Genomic DNA, 16677 nt, shown 5'->3' with positions numbered 1-16677 from the left:
CACCGACACCGCGAAGGGGCCGCCCCTGTCCAGAGGCGGCCCCTTCGTGCTCTGTCGTCAGGAGGCGACGCGTGCGGGCTGCGCGAGGGTGTCGAGAGAGATGACTCCGTAATCCCATCCCTTGCGGCGGTACACGACGCTCGGCTGGTCGCTGCGCGCGTCGATGAAGAGGAAGAAGTCGTGTCCGACCAGCTCCATCCGGTCGACGGCGTCCTCGACGCTCATCCATTCGGCGTCGAACTGCTTGGTGCGGATGACGACGGGCGTGTAGTCCTGCTCGTCCTCGGCCCCTGTCAGCACGGGCACCTCGCCCGTGGCGACAGCCTTGAGCACATCGACGGATGCGGGCTGCACATCGATTCCGGCGATCTCGCCCGTGCCCTTCTCGTAGTGGGCACCACGCGGATGGTTGCGGGCGTCGACGCGCTTGTCCTTGGCCCGGCGCACCTGCTCGCACAGCTTGTCGACGGCGAGGTCGAGGGCGGTGAACTTGTCCCCGTCGACCGCCTCCGCGCGGATGACCGGTCCTTTGCCGGTGAGGGTCAACTCGACGGTGGAGTCCTCGTGAGCACCGTTTCGGTATGCCCGGTGGGTCACCTTGACCTCGAGTCCGGCGGCCCGCGGCGCGATGTTCTCTATGCGGCTGGACTTCTCGTCCACGACAGAGCGGAAACGGTCCGAGATGCCGACGCCCACGCCGACGATGTTGGTTTCCATCCTTGACCTCCTTGTTCCGGTCCACCCGGTCAAGGGCGGACCTTCGTCGCCTTGTCACCCCCACGCTAGCCCGGGTTCATGTCCGTGTCACGAACGAATCCGGTGCGGCGCGTATGAGCGACGCAGGCGACTCCCATGACCTCGGCCCCCGCCTCCCGGAGCGCCCGCGCGGCCTCGCCGACGGTCGCTCCCGTCGTCACGACGTCATCGACGATGACGACTCGTCGGCCGTCCAGCCGCCGGGTCGCGCGCAGGCTTCCGGCGACGTTCTGCGCGCGCTCGGCGCGGCCGAGCTCGCGCTGATCGCGTGTGCTCCGGATGCGGCGGAGCACCGCCAGCGCCGGCAGGCCGCTGCGACCGAGGATCGCCTCCACCACCCGGTGTCCGCGCCGCCGGAACGCCGGCGCGGAGGTGGGGATCGGAACGAACACCACCTCCGCGGCATCCGGGAACCCGCCGGCCGCGACCGCGGCGAGCGCACTGGAGAACGGCCGCACGAGCCCGGTGCGTCCCTCCTCCTTGAGGGCGCGCAGTGCGCGGGCCGGTCGGTCGGCGAAGTCGAAGGCCGCGTGGACGACGAGGCCCGACGCCACCACGTGGCGGTGCGGCCTCGGCGCGGCGAGCAGCTCGGCGCACGTCTCACACAGCGAGCTGTCGGGGGTGCCGCAGCCCGCGCAGTCGACGGGCAGGATGAGGGCGAGGGCGGCGGAGAGGGCGGCGATCACCCCACCACCGTGCTCCGCGAAGGCCATCGCGCGGCGACGGCACTGTCTACGACGAGCGCGACGCGCCGCTGACGGCCTCGTGGGGAGGACGACTCAGTCGGCGTCGCCCTGCTGCGTGGCGAGCACCTGGACTCCGGTGGCGGTCTGCACCCAGTTCGACTGGCGACGCACGTAGAGGGTGCCGTCGGCCGCGAGGATCCGCACGGCCGCCGGCGAGTTCGCGCCGGAGATGGCGACCGCATCCACCGGCGCGTCGACGACGGTGGCGGCTCCCCCCACGACCTGCTGCACGAAGACGGGTGCGGACGCTTCGCCCGACACGACACCGATCGTCGTCGTGTCGAGCCACGCCAGCCCGTGCGTGGGTGCGTCGACCGTCGTCAGCGACACGGCCGGCCCCAGCGCGCTCGGGACACCGGCAGAGTCCCGCTCGACGCCGGCCACGACCAGCATCGACCGGCCGCCGGCGGTGAGCACGGCCGCCATCCGACTGCCGTCGCGGGAGATCTGCATCGCGTCGATGAGACTCGCCCCCCAGGCCGACGGCACCTCGATCACGGTGCCGTCGGTCGCCGTCGCCCGGACGCGGGTCGGATCGGCGGCGGGGACCGTCCAGATGATGCCGAAGGGATCGATCGTGGGCGCGAGAACACCTGCGCGCTCGTCGACCACGCGGCTCACGCCGGCGTCGGTGATCTCCGCCGCCGATCCGTCCGGGAGCAGGACGGCGGCGGCGCTGCGGCCGACCCCGAGCTGCACGGCCGTCGGCTCGGCCTCGATGAGCGCGGAGGACAGTCCGGGCAGCGGCGTGAGCTCCCCGGACAGGAGGTATCCGAACCCGTCCGCATCGCGCACCAGCGCCCGCGAGTCGACGAGCGTGGAGCGCGTCGGGATCCGCGACGCGTTCACCCGCGCGCCGTCGACCTGCATCTCGACAGCGGTGACCTGGGCGGTGACCAGGCTCGCGGAGAGCTGGGTCTGCATCCGGTCCAACGTGACCTGATCCAGCCCAAGCGCCTGCTCGCTGAGCTGTGCCTGCGCGACGCCGTTGGTCAACGGCACGGAGGGGACGAGCGTGACGTTGTCGGGGAAGGCGGAGACGACGGATGCGGCCAGCCAGGGCGAGGGCTCGCCGTTCACGACGGCCGCCGCGATCCGTGTCAGCGCGTTCGTGGTGGGAAACCAGCGCACGTCGGGAACCAGGTACCGCCAGGTCGGGTCGAAGTACATGACGTCGTAGGAGCGGAACACGTTGCGGAACAGATCCTCGTCGAGCACGATCCCGTCCGGCGCGTGCGTGATGCGCCACTCGCCGTCCGCCTGCTGCGCAAGCGAGAACGGCAGCGGGACGCTGGCGCCCTCGTCCGACAGCGTGTAGGTGCCGGCCTCGTCGATCGTCGCCTGCGGGGTGACATCGAGCACGATCTCGTCGTCGACCTCGGTGTAGCTGCGGTCGGCGAGCACGTCGACGATGACCCCCGCCTCCGGCTTCCACTGATCGCGGTAGTCCTCCGAGAGGAACTGGCGCGCCACCTGCCAGTTGTCCTGCGGCCCGGATGCGGCGCGCACGAAGCCGTCGACGATCTGCCGGGCCGTCGCGCCGGGCTGCGGGCCGTCCGGACGGTAGATCACGTCGGGCGCCGTGGAGTCGGAGCCCAGCTGCGGGCCCGGCTGCACCGTTCCCGTCGTCGGCAGACCGGCGCACGCGGTCAGCACGAGCGCGAGGGCTCCCAGCCCAGCAATGAGGATCCGTCTCATGTGGACTCCTTGCCTCGCAGCGCGCTGTCGACGTCGATCGGCTGTGTGAGCCCGAGGTCGTCGAGGCCGTCGCCCTCCGGAGCCAGCGACAGCGGCGAAGAGGCCGGCTCCGCGCCGGCGCGGCGCGGCAGCGTCAGCACGAAGTTGGTGCCGACCCCCGGCGACGACCAGACGCCCAGCGTTCCGCCGTGCAGGCGGGTGTCTCCCAGGGCGATGGCCAGGCCCAGTCCGGTGCCGCCGATCGTCCGCTTGCGCGACGGGTCAGCGCGCCAGAAGCGGTCGAAGACACGCTCCTGGTCTTCGGGCCGCATGCCCATCCCGTAGTCGCGCACACCCACGGCGACCGCGTCCTGATCCGAATCCACGGTGACGACGATGGGCCGGCCCTCGCCGTGCTCGATCGCGTTGCCCAGGAGGTTTCGCACGATCCTGCGCACCCGGCGCGGGTCCATCTCTACGGGCGAGTAGCCGCCCGGCGCCACGAGACGTACATCGCTGCCGTGCTGTTCGGCGAGCTGGTGCATCTGAGCGACGACGTCCTCGGCGAGATGCGCGAGGCTCGTGGGCTCGAGTTCGAGCTGCACGGATCCGGCGTCATAGCGGCTGATCTCCAGCAGGTCGGTGAGCAGCGTCTCGAACCGCTGCACCTGCGCGTGCAGGAGCTCTGCGGCGCGGGTGCTCACCGGGTCGAAGGCCTCCCGATGGTCGTTGAGCACGTCGGCGGCGAGACGGATGGTGGTCAACGGTGTGCGCAGCTCATGCGAGACGTCCGAGACGAAGCGCTGCTGCACGAGCGAGAGCTCCGCCAACTCCTTGATCTGCGCCTGGATGCTGTCGGCCATCGCATTGAACGAACGGCCGAGCGTGGCGATCTCGTCCTCCCCGTGCACGTCCAGCCTCACGTCGAGCCGACCCGCCGCGAGCTCCGCCGACGTGTGCGCCGCCTCGCCGATCGGCACGGTGACCGAGCGCAGGACGAACCACGAGATCCCGGCGATGATCGCGATGAGGGCGAGACCCACGACCCAGAGGGTGCCCTGCACGAAGCCGAGGGTCTGATCGGCTGCGGCGAGATCGTAGGCGATGTAGAGCTCATATGCGCCGACGCCCGCGACGTTCAGCTGCTGCCCGACGGCGATCCCGGGCACCACGCGCCCCGAGGCATCGGTGAGCGCGATCGACTGCCACCACTGCACGTCGGCGTCCGAGCGCACCTTGTCGCGCAGCGCGTCCGTGATCTGGCCGTCCCAGTTGCCGCCGCCGAGGACGAAGTCCTGCGGCGCGGTCGCCGAGGGGGTCTGGTCGACGCGGAACATCGCGACCAGGTCCGAGTCGGACTGGCGCCCGAGGCTCGCCATGACGCTGTCGACGACGTTGCGCACCTGGGCGCTGTCGCCCTGCAGGGCGGAGTCGAGCGTCGCCTGCGCGGCGGTCGTGGCGCGGCGGGCATCACCCAGCACCTGGTCGCGACGCGACTGGAAGAGGTCGTTCTGAATCGCCAGCGCCATCCAGACGCACGCGACGAGGATGGCCAGAGTCGACAGGGCGATCGTGAGCACGAGGGTGCGGAAGCGCAGCGATCGCTGCCACGAGCCCAGCACCCGCGACGGCCACGTGCGCCAGGCGCGCAGTTCGCGCCGCAGCCGCACGGACGGCCGGGGGGCGGTCGCGGCGGGCATCCTCAGCTCGCGGCGCCGGCGCGGTATCCGACGCCGCGCACCGTCGTGACGATCTTCGGGTTGTCGGGGTCGAGCTCGACCTTCGCGCGCAGCCGCTGGACGTGCACGTTCACGAGTCGCGTGTCCGCCTTGTAGTGATAGCCCCAGACCTGCTCCAGGAGCATCTCGCGGGAGAAGACCTGCTGCGGCTTGGACGCGAGTGCGACGAGCAGTTCGAACTCCAGCGGCGTGAGCGGGATGGGAGTCGATCCCCGGCGCACCTCGTGGGCGGCCACATCGACGGTCAGGTCGCCGATGCGCAGGCTCTCCCCCGCATCCGTCGCAGCCGGACGAAGTCGGGTGCGGATGCGGGCGACCAGCTCTTTCGGGTTGAACGGCTTGACGATGTAGTCGTCGGCGCCCGACTCGAGGCCGGCGACGACGTCGGCGGTGTCGGTGCGCGCGGTCAGCATGATGATCGGAACGCCGGACTCCGCGCGCAGGCGGGTGCAGATCTCGATGCCGTCCATACCGGGCAGCATCAGATCGAGCAGCACGAGATCCGGGCGCTCGGCGCGGAAGGCGTCGACCGCCTGGGCGCCGTCGGCGCAGAAGACCGTCTCGAAGCCCTCGGTGTCCAGCACGATCCCGATCATCTCGGCCAGCGCCGTGTCGTCGTCGACCACGAGAATGCGTGATGTCATGAAACGCGTTCTTCCTTTGCGTCCGCTCGGCGGCCGGGTTCCACCGATGCCCCCGTGCGCCCCTTCAGAGTAGTCCACACCGGACCCGGCGCTCACGAGCGCTCACCCAGGTGTGTCACGATGAAGGCGATGACGACCGCGAGGAGATCATGACGACCGCGCAACCCGGATGGATGCCCGCTCCGCGTGCCGGAATCGTCCCGCTGCATCCGCTGACGTTCGGAACCGTGCTGGGGCGCTCCTTCGTCGCCCTGCGGCAGAACCCCCGTGTGCTGCTGGGGTTCGCTCTGGGCATGCAGATGGCGACGTATCTGGTGCTGCTGGTCGCGGTCGGCGGCATCGCCTTCGCCAGCTTCTCGCGGCTCGCCACCGTGCCGGTGTCGAGTCCCGACTACCCCGACCTGTTCGCGGGCGCGACGGCCATCACCGTGATCTCCAGCGTGGTGCTCGGCATCGCGAGCTCCGCGCTGACGGTCATCGTCCAGGGCGTCGTCGTGGCGGACGTGGCACACGGCGTCGTCGCGGAGAAGCTGACGGTCGGCGCCCTGTGGCGGCGGATCCGGCCCGCGTTCTGGCGCTTGTTCGGCTACACCCTGCTGTCTTCGGGCGCCGTGCTCGTCGCCGTGGCGGTCCTGGCCGCCGCCGCCTTCGCGCTCGGCCTGCTCGCCCTGGCCGCGGGGATCATCGTCGCCATCCTGTTCTTCCTGGCCGCGATCCCCCTCGCCTTCTGGCTGACGACGCGACTGTTCCTCGTCACGCCGATCCTGGTGCTCGAGGATACGGGCGTCTTCGCGGCGATCGCCCGTTCCTGGCGCCTCACCCGCGGCAGGTTCTGGCGCACCCTCGCGACATGGTTCGTCATCCAGACCGGCTTCGGAATCATCACCCAGATCGTCGTGGTGCCGCTGAACTTCTTCAGCGGCATGTTCGTCGGCGTGCTCTCCCCTACGGGCGACCCGAACGTCACCGCGGTCGTTGGCACCGTCGGTGTCAGCCTTGTGGTGCAGATGGTGTCGCTGCTGGTGCAGTCGATCGCGCTCGTCGTGAACGCCACGGCGGCGTGCCTCGTCTACGTGGACGCGCGCATGCGCACCGAGGGCCTCGATCTGGACCTGCAGTCGTACGTCGATCAGCGTCAGATGGGCGCGGGCGTCGCCGATCCCTATCGGTGGCACGTCGGCCGGACGGTGGCGCCGCCCGTCGCCTGGCCGCCGCAACCCGCTCCATGGCCTGGTCCCTCCCCGGCCCCGCAGGCGTACGGCTACGGCCCGCCTCCCGCGTACACGCCGCCCGGGGTCGATACACCCGCACCGACCGCCGCCGATGTGCCGCCTGCCGCCGCTCGGCCCGCGAACGAGCATCCGCCGGCAGGGCCGCCCGCCGCGACCGACTGGGCTCCGCCGCAGGCGGGCCCGGAACAGCGGTGATCCTCGCCGCGGCCGCGCCGTTGATCCCCGACGGCGACGAGGCCAGACGTCTCGCCGAACGAGAGCTCGCAGACCCGAGCTATCGCGCGGCCGAGCCGACCCCGTTCGACCGCATCGCCCGCGCCATCGGCGACGGCATCGCCAAGCTGTTCACCGGCGACGTGGATGCGGCCTGGGCGCCGCTGGTGGCGATCGGCGCGCTGCTGCTGGTCGTACTCCTCGTCGTGCTCGCCATCGTCATCTGGGGACGACCGCGCTCCCGAGGTCTCGTCCGCGCCGCCCGCGGGGAGCTTTTCGGCGATCCCGTGACCGCCGGGTCAGGCGAGCTGCGGCGCACGGCGACCTCCCTCGCCGAGCGCGGCGACTGGCAGGCTGCGACCGTGGCCGCCGTGCGAGCACTCGCTCGCGGGCTCGAGGAGCAGCAGCGCGTCACTGTGGCGCCCGGGGCGACGGTGACGTCCTTCGCCCGATCCGCCGGCGCCGTGTTCCCGGAGGAGGCTGCCTCGCTCATCGAGGTCGCACACGACTTCGATGACGTCCGCTATCTGCGTCGGCCGGGCAGCCGCGACGCCTACGAGCGGGTTCGCGCTCTCGACGATCGGCTCTCCCGCGCCTCGGCGGCGCACCGATGAGCGTTCGACCCCGCCTCGCCCGCGCCCGCACCTGGGCCGTGATCGGCGCCGTCATCGTGGTCGTCGGCATCATCGGCGCGGTCGTCTCCGCCAACATGCGCTTCAGTGCATACGACAGATACGACCCGGAGGATCCCGGCCCCGACGGGGTGCGCGCACTCGCCCGCATCCTGTCCGATCAGGGCATCGACGTCGTGGTGACGCGCGACGTCGCCGCAGCGGAAGCCGCTCTCCGGGACGGCGGGAGCACCCTCGTGCTGCCCGACTCGCCGCTGCTGTCGGACACGCAGCTGACCTCCTTGGCGACGGCCGCGGACTCGGTGGTCGTGTCGGATCCGCGCGCCCGTTCGATCCGGCTTCTCTTCGACGGCAGGGTCCAGGGATACGGCACCGCCGCTGCCGTGGAACCCGAATGCGATCTGCCCGTGGCACGGCGCGCGGGAGCGGTCAGCGTCGGGGCGACGTTTGCCGCACCGGATGCTGTCGGCTGCTACCCGGTCGATGACGCGTTCGGCCTACTCTGGCAGCAACGAGGGAACGCGACGCTCGCCGCCGTGGACGGGTCGGTTCTCTTCACCAACGAGCACCTCGCCTCCGACGGCAATGCGGCTCTGGCGCTCGGTCTGCTGGGCGCGCACGATCGCCTGGTGTGGCTCGTACCGGCTCTCTCGGCCGGTTCCGGTACGTCGGGCGCGACGCTGGGAGAGCTGACCCCGCCGTGGGTGACGCCCGCGATGGTGCTGCTGGGCGCGACGGCTCTGGCCGCCGCGATCTGGCGCGGCCGCAGATTCGGTCCGCTCGTGCACGAGCGGCTCCCGGTGACGGTGCGCGCCGACGAGACCACGCGCGGTCTCGGCCGGCTCTATGCCCGCGCCGGCGCGCGCGATCATGCTGCGGCGCTCTTGCGAGAGCGCGCCCGCGAGCGCGCGGCCGTCGCACTGTCCGTGCCGCATGGCGCCGACGCCACGGCGATCGCCGATGCCGTCGCTGCCGCCACCGGCATCCCACCCGCGCGCAGCCGTGCCCTGCTCGGCGACGAGCCTGTCCCCGACGACAGGTCACTCGCCCGCCTCGCCGCAGACCTCCGCGCCCTCGAGGCGCGACTGACCCCGTCCGGCCCGCGAAAGGAACCGCAATGACCGAGAACTCCGACGACGCTCTGCGGATGGCGATGCACGGCGTGCGCACCGAGATCGGCAAGGCCGTGGTGGGACAGGACGGCGCCGTGACAGGTCTTCTGGTCGCGCTCCTGGCTCGCGGCCACGTGCTGCTGGAGGGTGTGCCCGGCGTCGCGAAGACGCTGCTCGTACGCGCGTTCAGCCGCGCGCTCGGGCTCGACACGCACCGGGTGCAGTTCACCCCCGACCTGATGCCGGGAGACGTCACCGGATCGCTCATCTACGACGCCCGCTCCGGCGAGTTCGAGTTCCGTGAGGGTCCGGTGTTCACTCAGGTGCTGCTCGCGGACGAGATCAACCGCACACCCCCCAAGACCCAGTCGGCACTGCTGGAGGCCATGGAGGAGCGCCAGGTCTCCGCCGACGGCGTGACCCGTCCACTTCCGACACCGTTCCTCGTGGCGGCGACCCAGAACCCCGTGGAGCACGAGGGCACCTACGATCTGCCCGAGGCGCAGCTCGACCGGTTCCTGCTGAAGCTCCGCGTCGATGTGCCCGAGCGGGACGCGGAGGTGCAGGTGCTGCGCCGTCACGCGGACGGGTTCGACCCGCGCGCGCTCGACGCGGTGGTGCCGGCCACGGATGGTGCGGGCATCGCCGCCGCCCAGCGCGCGGCCGCATCCGTCGAGGCCTCCGACGACGTGCTCGGATACATCGTCGATCTGGCGCGGGCGACCCGCGACGCTCCGTCGGTGCAGCTGGGCGCGAGCCCCCGCGCCGCGACCGCTCTGCTGGCCACCGCGAAGGCGTGGGCCTGGCTGGGCGGTTACCCGGCCATCACGCCGGATCACGTGCAGACGATGCTCACCCCGACCTGGCGCCACCGGCTGCGCCTGAACCCCGAGGCGGAGTTCGAGGGCGTCACCGTGGACGGCGTGCTCACCTCGATCCTCGCCCAGACGAGGGTTCCGATCTGACGTGTTCGTCACCGGCCGTCTTCCGATCGTCGTCGCCGGCGGTCTCATCCCCTTGGTGCTGCTGTCGGCCGTGGCAGTGCCGGCTTGGGCGGTGTTCGGCGTATGGCTCGCCCTCGTCGTCGCGGCGGTCGCGGTCGACACCGCGCTCGCGCCCAGCCCCGCCGACCTGAGCGTGGCGCGGTCCCTCCCCGCGCGCGCCCGGCGCGGCGAGGTCGCGCTGAGCGAGCTGCGCCTGACGAACCCCGGCAGCCGCGCGGTGAGGGGGTGGGTGAGAGACGCCTGGCAACCGACCGCCGGGGCTCCTACGACTCGCGCGCGCATCGACGTCCCCGCCGGGGGCGCCGTCACGCTCCGCGCGTCGCTCGTTCCGCGTCGGCGCGGTGAGCTCACGAGCGACTTCGTCGTCGTGCGCTCACTCGGCCCTCTCGGCCTCGCCGGCCGGCAGCAGCGCATCGATGCGCGCGGAACGCTGCGTGTTCTGCCTCCGTTCTCGTCGCGCCGCCATCTGCCGTCCCGTTTGGCGCGCCTGCGCGAGCTCGACGGCGAGACGAGCGTCCAGGTGCGCGGGCGCGGCACGGAGTTCGACAGCCTGCGCGAGTACGTCCGTGGCGACGATGTCCGCTCGATCGACTGGCGCGCCACGGCGCGCTCCGGCACGACGATGCTGCGCACGTGGCGTCCGGAGCGCGACCGGCACATCGTCGTGGTGATCGACACCGGTCGCACCGCCGCGACCCGCGTCGACGACGGTGTGAGACTCGATGCCGCGATGGAGGCAACCCTGCTGCTCGGCGCGCTCGCCGCGCGCGCCGGGGATCACGTGCACCTGGTGATGATGGATCGCGTCGTGCGGGCGCGCGTGAGCGGCGTCGACGGCGCTGCGCTCGTGCCTGCGCTCGTTGATGCCATGGCACCCGTCGAGGCCCAGCTGATCGACACGGACTGGAGCGAGGTCGCGTCCCTGGTGCGCAGGTTGACGGTGCGCCCCGCCCTGGTGGTGCTGCTCACGGCGCAGGACGACCCCGCCGCGGCGCGCGGCTTCCTCGCGGCCCTTCCCACGCTGACCGCCCGCTCACGAGTTCTCGTGGCATCCGCATCCACCGTCGAGGACGCCGACGACGACACCGCGACGACGGATGCGGATGCGGCCTACGCCTGGGCCGCGACGGAGCACGTCCGTCAGGACGGCGAGCGCGTCGCGGCGGCGATCGGACGCACGGGTGCTGTCGCCGTGACGGCGGATGCGGCATCCCTCCCGCCCCGCGTCGCCGACCACTACCTCGCGCTCAAGCTGCGCGGCCTGCTCTGAGCTCAGGCGCCGTCGAGGGCCGCCGATCGCGCGCGGAGCGCTCCGCCCCCTCGCTTCCCCTGTCACAGATCGACGCGCGCGGCTCGATCTCTGACAGGGGAAGAGTCTCTGTCTCCGTTCCGCCGAAGCTCTCGGTCACGCGAACGCGCCACACTTTTCCGCATCCGCGACAGCGATTGACTATGGCGGATGCGGAAACCTGGCGCATCTGCGCATATGCGACGCAACTCGGGCACGCGGATGTGACCCCCGCGGACAGGCGGACGGCCGCGCCGCGCGGAGAACGCGGAACGCCCCTCCGCGCCGGGCGGAGGGGCGTTCCGGGTTGGGGATCAGACGAGGTCGAAGCGGTCGAGCTCGGTGACCTTCGTCCACGCCGCGACGAAGTCCGTCACGAACTTCTCGGTCGCGTCGTCCGAGGCGTACACCTCGGCGAGCGCGCGCAGTTCGGAGTTCGAGGCGAACACGAGGTCGGCCCGCGTGCCGATGCCGACCAGCTCGCCGGTGGCGTCTTTCGTGCCCTGGAACGCGTGGGATCCGGGGTCGAGGGGCTTCCACGTGTTGCCGAGCTCGAGCAGGTTCACGAAGAAGTCGTTCGTGAGCACACCCACGCGGTCGGTCAGCACGCCGTAGCGCGATCCGTCCCAGTTCGCACCGAGCACACGCAGGCCGCCCACGAGCACCGTCATCTCCGGCGCGCTCAGGGTGAGCAGGTTGGCCTTGTCGACGAGCAGGTACTCGGCGGGAAGCGACGGGCGCCCCTTGAGGTAGTTGCGGAAGCCGTCGGCGGCCGGCTCGAGGAACGCGAAGGAGTGCTCCTCGGTCTGCTCCGCCGTCGCGTCGGTGCGTCCCGGACGGAACGGCACCTCCACGATCACGCCCGCGTCGGCCGCGGCGCGCTCGACCCCCGCGTTGCCGGCGAGCACGATCAGATCCGCGAGCGAGACCCGGCGACCCGCCGCCTCGAACTCTGCCTTGACCTCTTCGAGGACCGCGAGCACCTTCTGCAGCTGAGCGGGGTTGTTCACCTCCCAGTCCTTCTGCGGCGCCAGGCGGATGCGGGCGCCGTTGACGCCACCGCGCTTGTCGCTGCCACGGAAGGTGGATGCCGCCGCCCACGTCGTCGACACCAGCTCGGACACGCTCAGCCCGGACTCGAGGATGCGGGACTTCAGCGCGACCGCATCCGCTGCATCGATCAGGTCGTGATCGACGGGAGGCACCGGGTCCTGCCAGATCAGATCCTCCTCCGGCACCTCGGAACCGAGGTAGCGGACCTTCGGCCCCATGTCGCGGTGGGTCAGTTTGAACCATGCGCGGGCGAAGGCGTCCTGGAACTCATCGGGGTTCTCGAGGAAGCGCTTGGTGATCTTTCCGTACTCCGGGTCCACGCGCAGAGCGATGTCGCTCGTGAGCATGCGCGGCTCACGGCGGCCGTCCGAGTGCGCCAGCGGCACCATGTCGCTGCCCGCGCCGTTGGCGGGACGCCACTGCCAGGCGCCCGCAGGGCTCTTGAACAGCTCCCACTCGTAGGCGTACAGGATGTGCAGGAACTCGTTGTCCCAGCGCGTCGGGTGATAGGTCCAGGTGACCTCCAGCCCGCTCGTGATCGTGTCGTCACCCTTGCCGGTGCCGTGCGCGTTCTTCCAGCCGAGCCCCTGCTCCTCGATGCCCGCGGCCTCGGGATCCTCCGCCACGTTCTCGTCGGATGCCGCGCCGTGCGTCTTTCCGAAGGTGTGGCCGCCGGCGATGAGCGCGACCGTCTCCTCGTCGTTCATCGCCATGCGGGCGAACGTCTCACGGATGTCGCGCGCCGAGCGCAGGGGGTCGGGCTCGCCGTTCGGGCCCTCCGGGTTGACGTAGATGAGTCCCATCTGGACGGCCGCGAGCGGCTTCTCCAGCTCGCGGTCGCCCGAGTAGCGCTCGTCGCCGAGCCAGGTGGTCTCGGGGCCCCAGTAGACGTCGTCGTCGGCCTCCCAGACGTCGGCACGTCCCCCGGCGAATCCGAAGGTCTTGAAGCCCATCGACTCCAGCGCCACATTGCCGGCGAGGATCATGAGATCCGCCCACGAGATCGACTGGCCGTACTTCTTCTTGACCGGCCACAGCAGGCGGCGCGCCTTGTCGAGGTTCACGTTGTCCGGCCAGCTGTTCAGCGGTGCGAACCGCTGCTGACCCTGCCCGCCGCCGCCGCGTCCGTCCGTCACGCGATAGGTGCCGGCACTGTGCCAGGCCATGCGGATCATCAGCGGGCCGTAGTGACCGAAGTCGGCCGGCCACCAGTCCTGCGACGTCGTCATGACCTCCAGCAGATCCTGCTTGACCGCGGCGAGATCCAGCGCTTCGAAAGCGGCCTTGTAGTCGAAGTCCTCACCGAGAGGATTGCCCACGACCGGGTTCTTCGCCAGCAGACGCAGGTTCAGCTTCTTCGGCCACCACACGCGGTTCGCGGAGCCGGCGGTGGGATGCGGCAGCGCACCGTCGGGCTCGGCGTCGATCGGCGAGGGCCCGACGGGCAACCGCGTCTCGTCGGCACCGTCGTGGGGTACAGGGCAACCCGTCGTGATGTCGGACATCTGTTTCCTTTCGTGGGGGATCATTCGCTCTGGGCGGCACATGCCGGACACATGCCCCAGAAGGTCACCTCGGCAGCCTCGACCGAGAAGCCATGCGTCTGCTGGGGATGCATGCACGGCGCCGCTCCCGCGACGCAATCCACATCCTCGACGCGGCCGCAGCCGCGGCAGACGAGGTGGTGGTGGTTGTCGGCGACGCGCAGCTCGAACAGCCCGGGATGACCCGCGGGTTCGATGCGCCGGGCCAGCCCCGCGTCGACGAAGTCGCCGAGCGCGTTGTAGACCGACTGCATGCTCGTTGCGGGCAGACGCTCGCGCACGCGAGCGAACACCTCGTCGGCCCGGGCGTGCGGCAGCGCGTTCAGCGCGTCGTAGACCCCACGCCGCGTCTCGGTGACACGAAGGCCCGCGTGACGCAGGGCGATCTCTGTCTCGACGGATGCGGGGGCCACCCCCGTATCCTGACATTGTTTTGATCTATTCAAAAATACGACACGCCCACGAGCGGGTGAACGATCGCTGAAGCCGTTCCGGCTCAGCCCGCGACGAGCTCGGCCTGGCCGATGTCGTCCTCGTCCAGATCGCCCGTCTGGCCACGCCGCGCGGCCCGGCGCCCGGCCACGAGCATGTAGAACAGGAAGACACCGAGCGCCAGGGCTCCGAGCACGAGCTTCACGGGCCACGGCCACGGCTGGGGGGTGACGTAGGCCTCGACGACCCCCGACAGCGCGAGGGCGAAAACCAGGCCGATCGCGACGGTGGCGAGCGAGCGACCCGCTGCGGCCAGCGACTCCCGTCGCGACCGCGGGCCGGGCGCCACCCATGCCCAGAAGACGTGGAGCCCCGCCGCCGCAGCGACGAACACGCTGGTCAGCTCGAGCAGGCCGTGGGGAAGGATGTACGCGAAGAACACGTCGAGCCGGTCGAAGGATCCCATCACCGCTGCCGCGGCGCCGAGACCGACCGCATTCTGGATGACGACGGAGACCGGCCAGATACCGGTGATCCCGAACAGGACGCACTGCGCCGCGATCCAGGCGTTGTTCGTCCACACCGTGCCGGCGAACACGGCCGCCGGGTTGTCGGAGTAATAGGCGACGAACTCATCGTTCGCATACGACGAGAGTTGCGCGTCGGAGCCGAGGGTCGCCACGAGAGCGGGATCCGACGAGATCCACAACGCCACGAGCGCCGCGACCAGGACGAAGGCGCCCGCGACGGCGAGTGTCGTCCAGCGCACGCGGTACAGCGCCGCGGGCAGTTGGTCGAGGAAGAACTGCGGGATGCGACGGAGCAGATTCCCGTCGCCCGCGGTGAGCCGCAGGCGGGCACGGGCGAGCACGAGCGACAGGTGATCGGCCTGCGGACTGCGCCCGGCAGCCGTCTTCAACTCGGCCAGATCCGCGGAGGCCGCGCGGTAGCGCATCACGAGCTCGTCGGCCTCGGCCCCGCTCAGACGCCGACGGCCGGCCAGCTCGTCGAGACGCTCCCACTCGGACCTGTGGGCGGCCGTGAGCGCGTCGAGGTCCATGTGTTTCACTGTAGCCATGCCCTCCGCCGTGACGATGGTCGAGATCGGTCAGGACGAGATCCTCACCGGCGAAGCCGTCGCGCTCGACGTCCAACCGGCGGGGTTCTTCCTGCGCCTGGCGGGGGCCGCCATCGACATGGTCGTGACCGTGGCCGCCGCCCTCATCGTGATGCTGGCGCTCGGGCTGACCGGGGTCCTCTCCGCAGCTTCGGGATTCGGTACGATCCTCTCGATCCTGCTGGCGGTCCTGCTGCTGGTCATCGCGCCCACGACGATCGAGACCGCCACGCGCGGACGCAGTCTCGGCAAGCTCATCGTCGGCGCGCGCATCGTCCGCGCCGACGGCGGGGCGGCGGGATTCCGGCAGGCTCTGATCCGCTCTCTCGTCGGAGTTCTGGAGATCTGGTTCACCCTCGGCGCCGTGGCGGCGCTGACCGGGATGTTCACGCCGCGCGCACAGCGTCTGGGCGACCTCATGGCGGGCACCTTCAGTCAGCGCACGCGCACCGGACGCCTCCCGGCCTTCGAGCCGCAGGTGCCGGCTCCCCTCACCGATTGGGCCCGCATCGCCGACGTGGCACCGCTGCCGGCGCCGGTCGCGCGGCGCCTCGCCCGGTTCGTCCGGCAGGCGGAACAGCTGCAGCCGGGGGCGCGCCGGATGCTGGCCGCGCAACTGGCGACGGAAGCGGCAGCATCCGTCTCCCCGGTTCCGGCCGCGGATCCGGAGCTGTTCGTGCGGGCTGTCGCGGCGCTGCGCTTCCAGCGCGAACTGTCGGCCATCCGCTCGCGCGATGCGCGTGCCGCAGCGCTCCTGCCTGCGCCCAGGGAAGCCCGCGACTAAGAGGCGCGGAGCGTCTCGTGACGCACGACCAGCCATCCCTTGGGCACCGACAGTCGCTCGGTGTGCACCTGGCACAGATCGTGCGCGTGCGGATCTCCGGCACGTCCGAGCGGACCCACCGCTGCCATCTGGTCGGCATAGTCGTAGGTGAGCGTCGCCACCGCTTCACGCGCGCACGCGACCTTGGAGCACTGACGTTCCTGCACGGTGCGACCCTAACGCGCCCCGGGGACGCCGCTGGTGCGCCGCGCCTAGGATGGTCAGATGATCCGCCGCCGGTCGCGCCCCGCACCCGCAGCCCCCCGTCCCGAACGTCACGGACGCCACGGCCGGCAGGGCCGGAGCGCGGTGGTGCGCCCACCGCTGCCGCCCCTGGAGACGCGCGTCGACCGGTTCGACCTCGCCGTCGGTTCGGTCGCGGAGTTCCTCCGTGGAGCGTGGCCGGAGCTGCGCGAGGTGCGCTTCGAGATGGCCGACATGCCTCCGGCCGCGGATGCCGATGGCATCCCGCGCTGGAGCGTGCTCCCCGACGAGAAGCGCATCGTGCTCTACCGGCTGCCCATCGAACGTCTCGCGCACCTGCACCGCAACGACGACGCCCATCGGCGCATGATGATCGAGAGCTGCGTCTTCCGCGCGGCTGCCGAGTTCCTGGGGCGCGACCCGTGGGACCTGGGCCCCGATCGCTTCCGCTTTCTCTGAGC

The 16677-nt window shown here is 71.1% G+C and carries 16 protein-coding genes; 7 read left to right on the top strand and 9 right to left on the bottom strand.

Annotation, left to right across the window (positions count from 1 at the left end; genetic code table 11):
* Positions 1-57: 57 nt before the first annotated feature.
* The 5 genes from hpf to mtrA form a co-directional block, all read right to left on the bottom strand.
* On the bottom strand, positions 58-717 hold the full coding sequence (hpf, locus tag KYX17_RS11075; RefSeq protein WP_243227032.1) for a ribosome hibernation-promoting factor, HPF/YfiA family: 660 nt from the start codon (positions 715-717) through the stop codon (positions 58-60).
* A 65-nt stretch (positions 718-782) separates the two neighbouring features.
* Positions 783-1442: a ComF family protein gene (locus KYX17_RS11070; protein ID WP_243227031.1), complete on the bottom strand. Its 660-nt coding sequence runs from the start codon at positions 1440-1442 to the stop codon at positions 783-785.
* A 93-nt stretch (positions 1443-1535) separates the two neighbouring features.
* Positions 1536-3200 carry an LpqB family beta-propeller domain-containing protein gene (locus tag KYX17_RS11065; RefSeq protein WP_243227030.1) on the bottom strand — a complete coding sequence of 555 codons (1665 nt, stop codon included), beginning with the start codon at positions 3198-3200 and terminating at the stop codon, positions 1536-1538.
* A complete protein-coding gene (gene mtrB, locus KYX17_RS11060) occupies positions 3197-4879 on the bottom strand; it encodes an MtrAB system histidine kinase MtrB (protein WP_243227029.1) in 1683 nt (560 codons plus the stop codon). The genes KYX17_RS11065 and mtrB overlap by 4 nt, the downstream gene beginning before the upstream one ends.
* 2 nt (positions 4880-4881) lie before the next feature.
* The gene (gene mtrA / locus KYX17_RS11055; protein ID WP_137416386.1) at positions 4882-5562 is read right to left on the bottom strand and encodes an MtrAB system response regulator MtrA; all 681 of its coding nucleotides are present in this window, start codon (positions 5560-5562) and stop codon (positions 4882-4884) included.
* Positions 5563-5711: 149 nt separating this feature from the next.
* Between mtrA and KYX17_RS11050 the strand changes: the two genes are divergently transcribed.
* The 5 genes from KYX17_RS11050 to KYX17_RS11030 are packed head-to-tail and all read left to right on the top strand — an operon-like array spanning position 5712 to position 11025.
* Positions 5712-6989, top strand: coding sequence for a glycerophosphoryl diester phosphodiesterase membrane domain-containing protein (locus tag KYX17_RS11050; protein WP_243227028.1), 1278 nt, complete (start codon positions 5712-5714; stop codon positions 6987-6989).
* The gene (locus KYX17_RS11045) at positions 6986-7621 is read left to right on the top strand and encodes a DUF4129 domain-containing protein (RefSeq protein WP_243227027.1); all 636 of its coding nucleotides are present in this window, start codon (positions 6986-6988) and stop codon (positions 7619-7621) included. Before KYX17_RS11050 ends, KYX17_RS11045 begins: the two co-directional genes overlap by 4 nt.
* Complete coding sequence (locus tag KYX17_RS11040) at positions 7618-8760, top strand: DUF4350 domain-containing protein (protein ID WP_243227026.1); 1143 nt, start codon at positions 7618-7620, stop codon at positions 8758-8760. The genes KYX17_RS11045 and KYX17_RS11040 overlap by 4 nt, the downstream gene beginning before the upstream one ends.
* Entirely contained in the window at positions 8757-9716 is a 960-nt protein-coding gene (locus tag KYX17_RS11035; protein WP_243227025.1) for a MoxR family ATPase, read from the top strand. The genes KYX17_RS11040 and KYX17_RS11035 overlap by 4 nt, the downstream gene beginning before the upstream one ends.
* Position 9717: 1 nt before the next feature.
* Positions 9718-11025 (top strand): DUF58 domain-containing protein, encoded by a 1308-nt coding sequence (locus tag KYX17_RS11030; RefSeq protein WP_243227024.1) that lies wholly within the window; start codon positions 9718-9720, stop codon positions 11023-11025.
* Positions 11026-11357: 332 nt separating this feature from the next.
* Here the strand turns inward: KYX17_RS11030 and katG are convergent, their stop codons facing one another.
* The 3 genes from katG to KYX17_RS11015 all read right to left on the bottom strand — a co-directional run bounded on the left by katG (position 11358) and on the right by KYX17_RS11015 (position 15132).
* Complete coding sequence (katG, locus tag KYX17_RS11025) at positions 11358-13601, bottom strand: catalase/peroxidase HPI (RefSeq protein WP_243227023.1); 2244 nt, start codon at positions 13599-13601, stop codon at positions 11358-11360.
* Between the two features lie 20 nt (positions 13602-13621).
* Positions 13622-14053: a Fur family transcriptional regulator gene (locus tag KYX17_RS11020; RefSeq protein ID WP_243227022.1), complete on the bottom strand. Its 432-nt coding sequence runs from the start codon at positions 14051-14053 to the stop codon at positions 13622-13624.
* Positions 14054-14136: 83 nt separating this feature from the next.
* Entirely contained in the window at positions 14137-15132 is a 996-nt protein-coding gene (locus tag KYX17_RS11015) for a stage II sporulation protein M (protein WP_243227021.1), read from the bottom strand.
* 16 nt (positions 15133-15148) lie between these two features.
* Here KYX17_RS11015 and KYX17_RS11010 point away from each other — a divergent pair, with 16 nt between their 5' ends.
* Positions 15149-15973 (top strand): RDD family protein, encoded by an 825-nt coding sequence (locus tag KYX17_RS11010; protein ID WP_243227020.1) that lies wholly within the window; start codon positions 15149-15151, stop codon positions 15971-15973.
* Here KYX17_RS11010 and KYX17_RS11005 read toward each other — a convergent pair.
* The gene (locus KYX17_RS11005; protein ID WP_137416377.1) at positions 15970-16179 is read right to left on the bottom strand and encodes a DUF3499 family protein; all 210 of its coding nucleotides are present in this window, start codon (positions 16177-16179) and stop codon (positions 15970-15972) included. The two genes, KYX17_RS11010 and KYX17_RS11005, sit on opposite strands and share 4 nt — an antisense overlap.
* A gap of 58 nt (positions 16180-16237) precedes the next feature.
* Between KYX17_RS11005 and KYX17_RS11000 the strand changes: the two genes are divergently transcribed.
* Complete coding sequence (locus KYX17_RS11000; RefSeq protein ID WP_243227019.1) at positions 16238-16675, top strand: metallopeptidase family protein; 438 nt, start codon at positions 16238-16240, stop codon at positions 16673-16675.
* Positions 16676-16677 lie beyond the last annotated feature (2 nt).

The organism is Microbacterium sp. CIAB417 (assembly GCF_022788845.1).
Note: the sequence above shows the minus strand (reverse complement) of the source record. Positions and strands in the feature narration are given on the sequence as shown.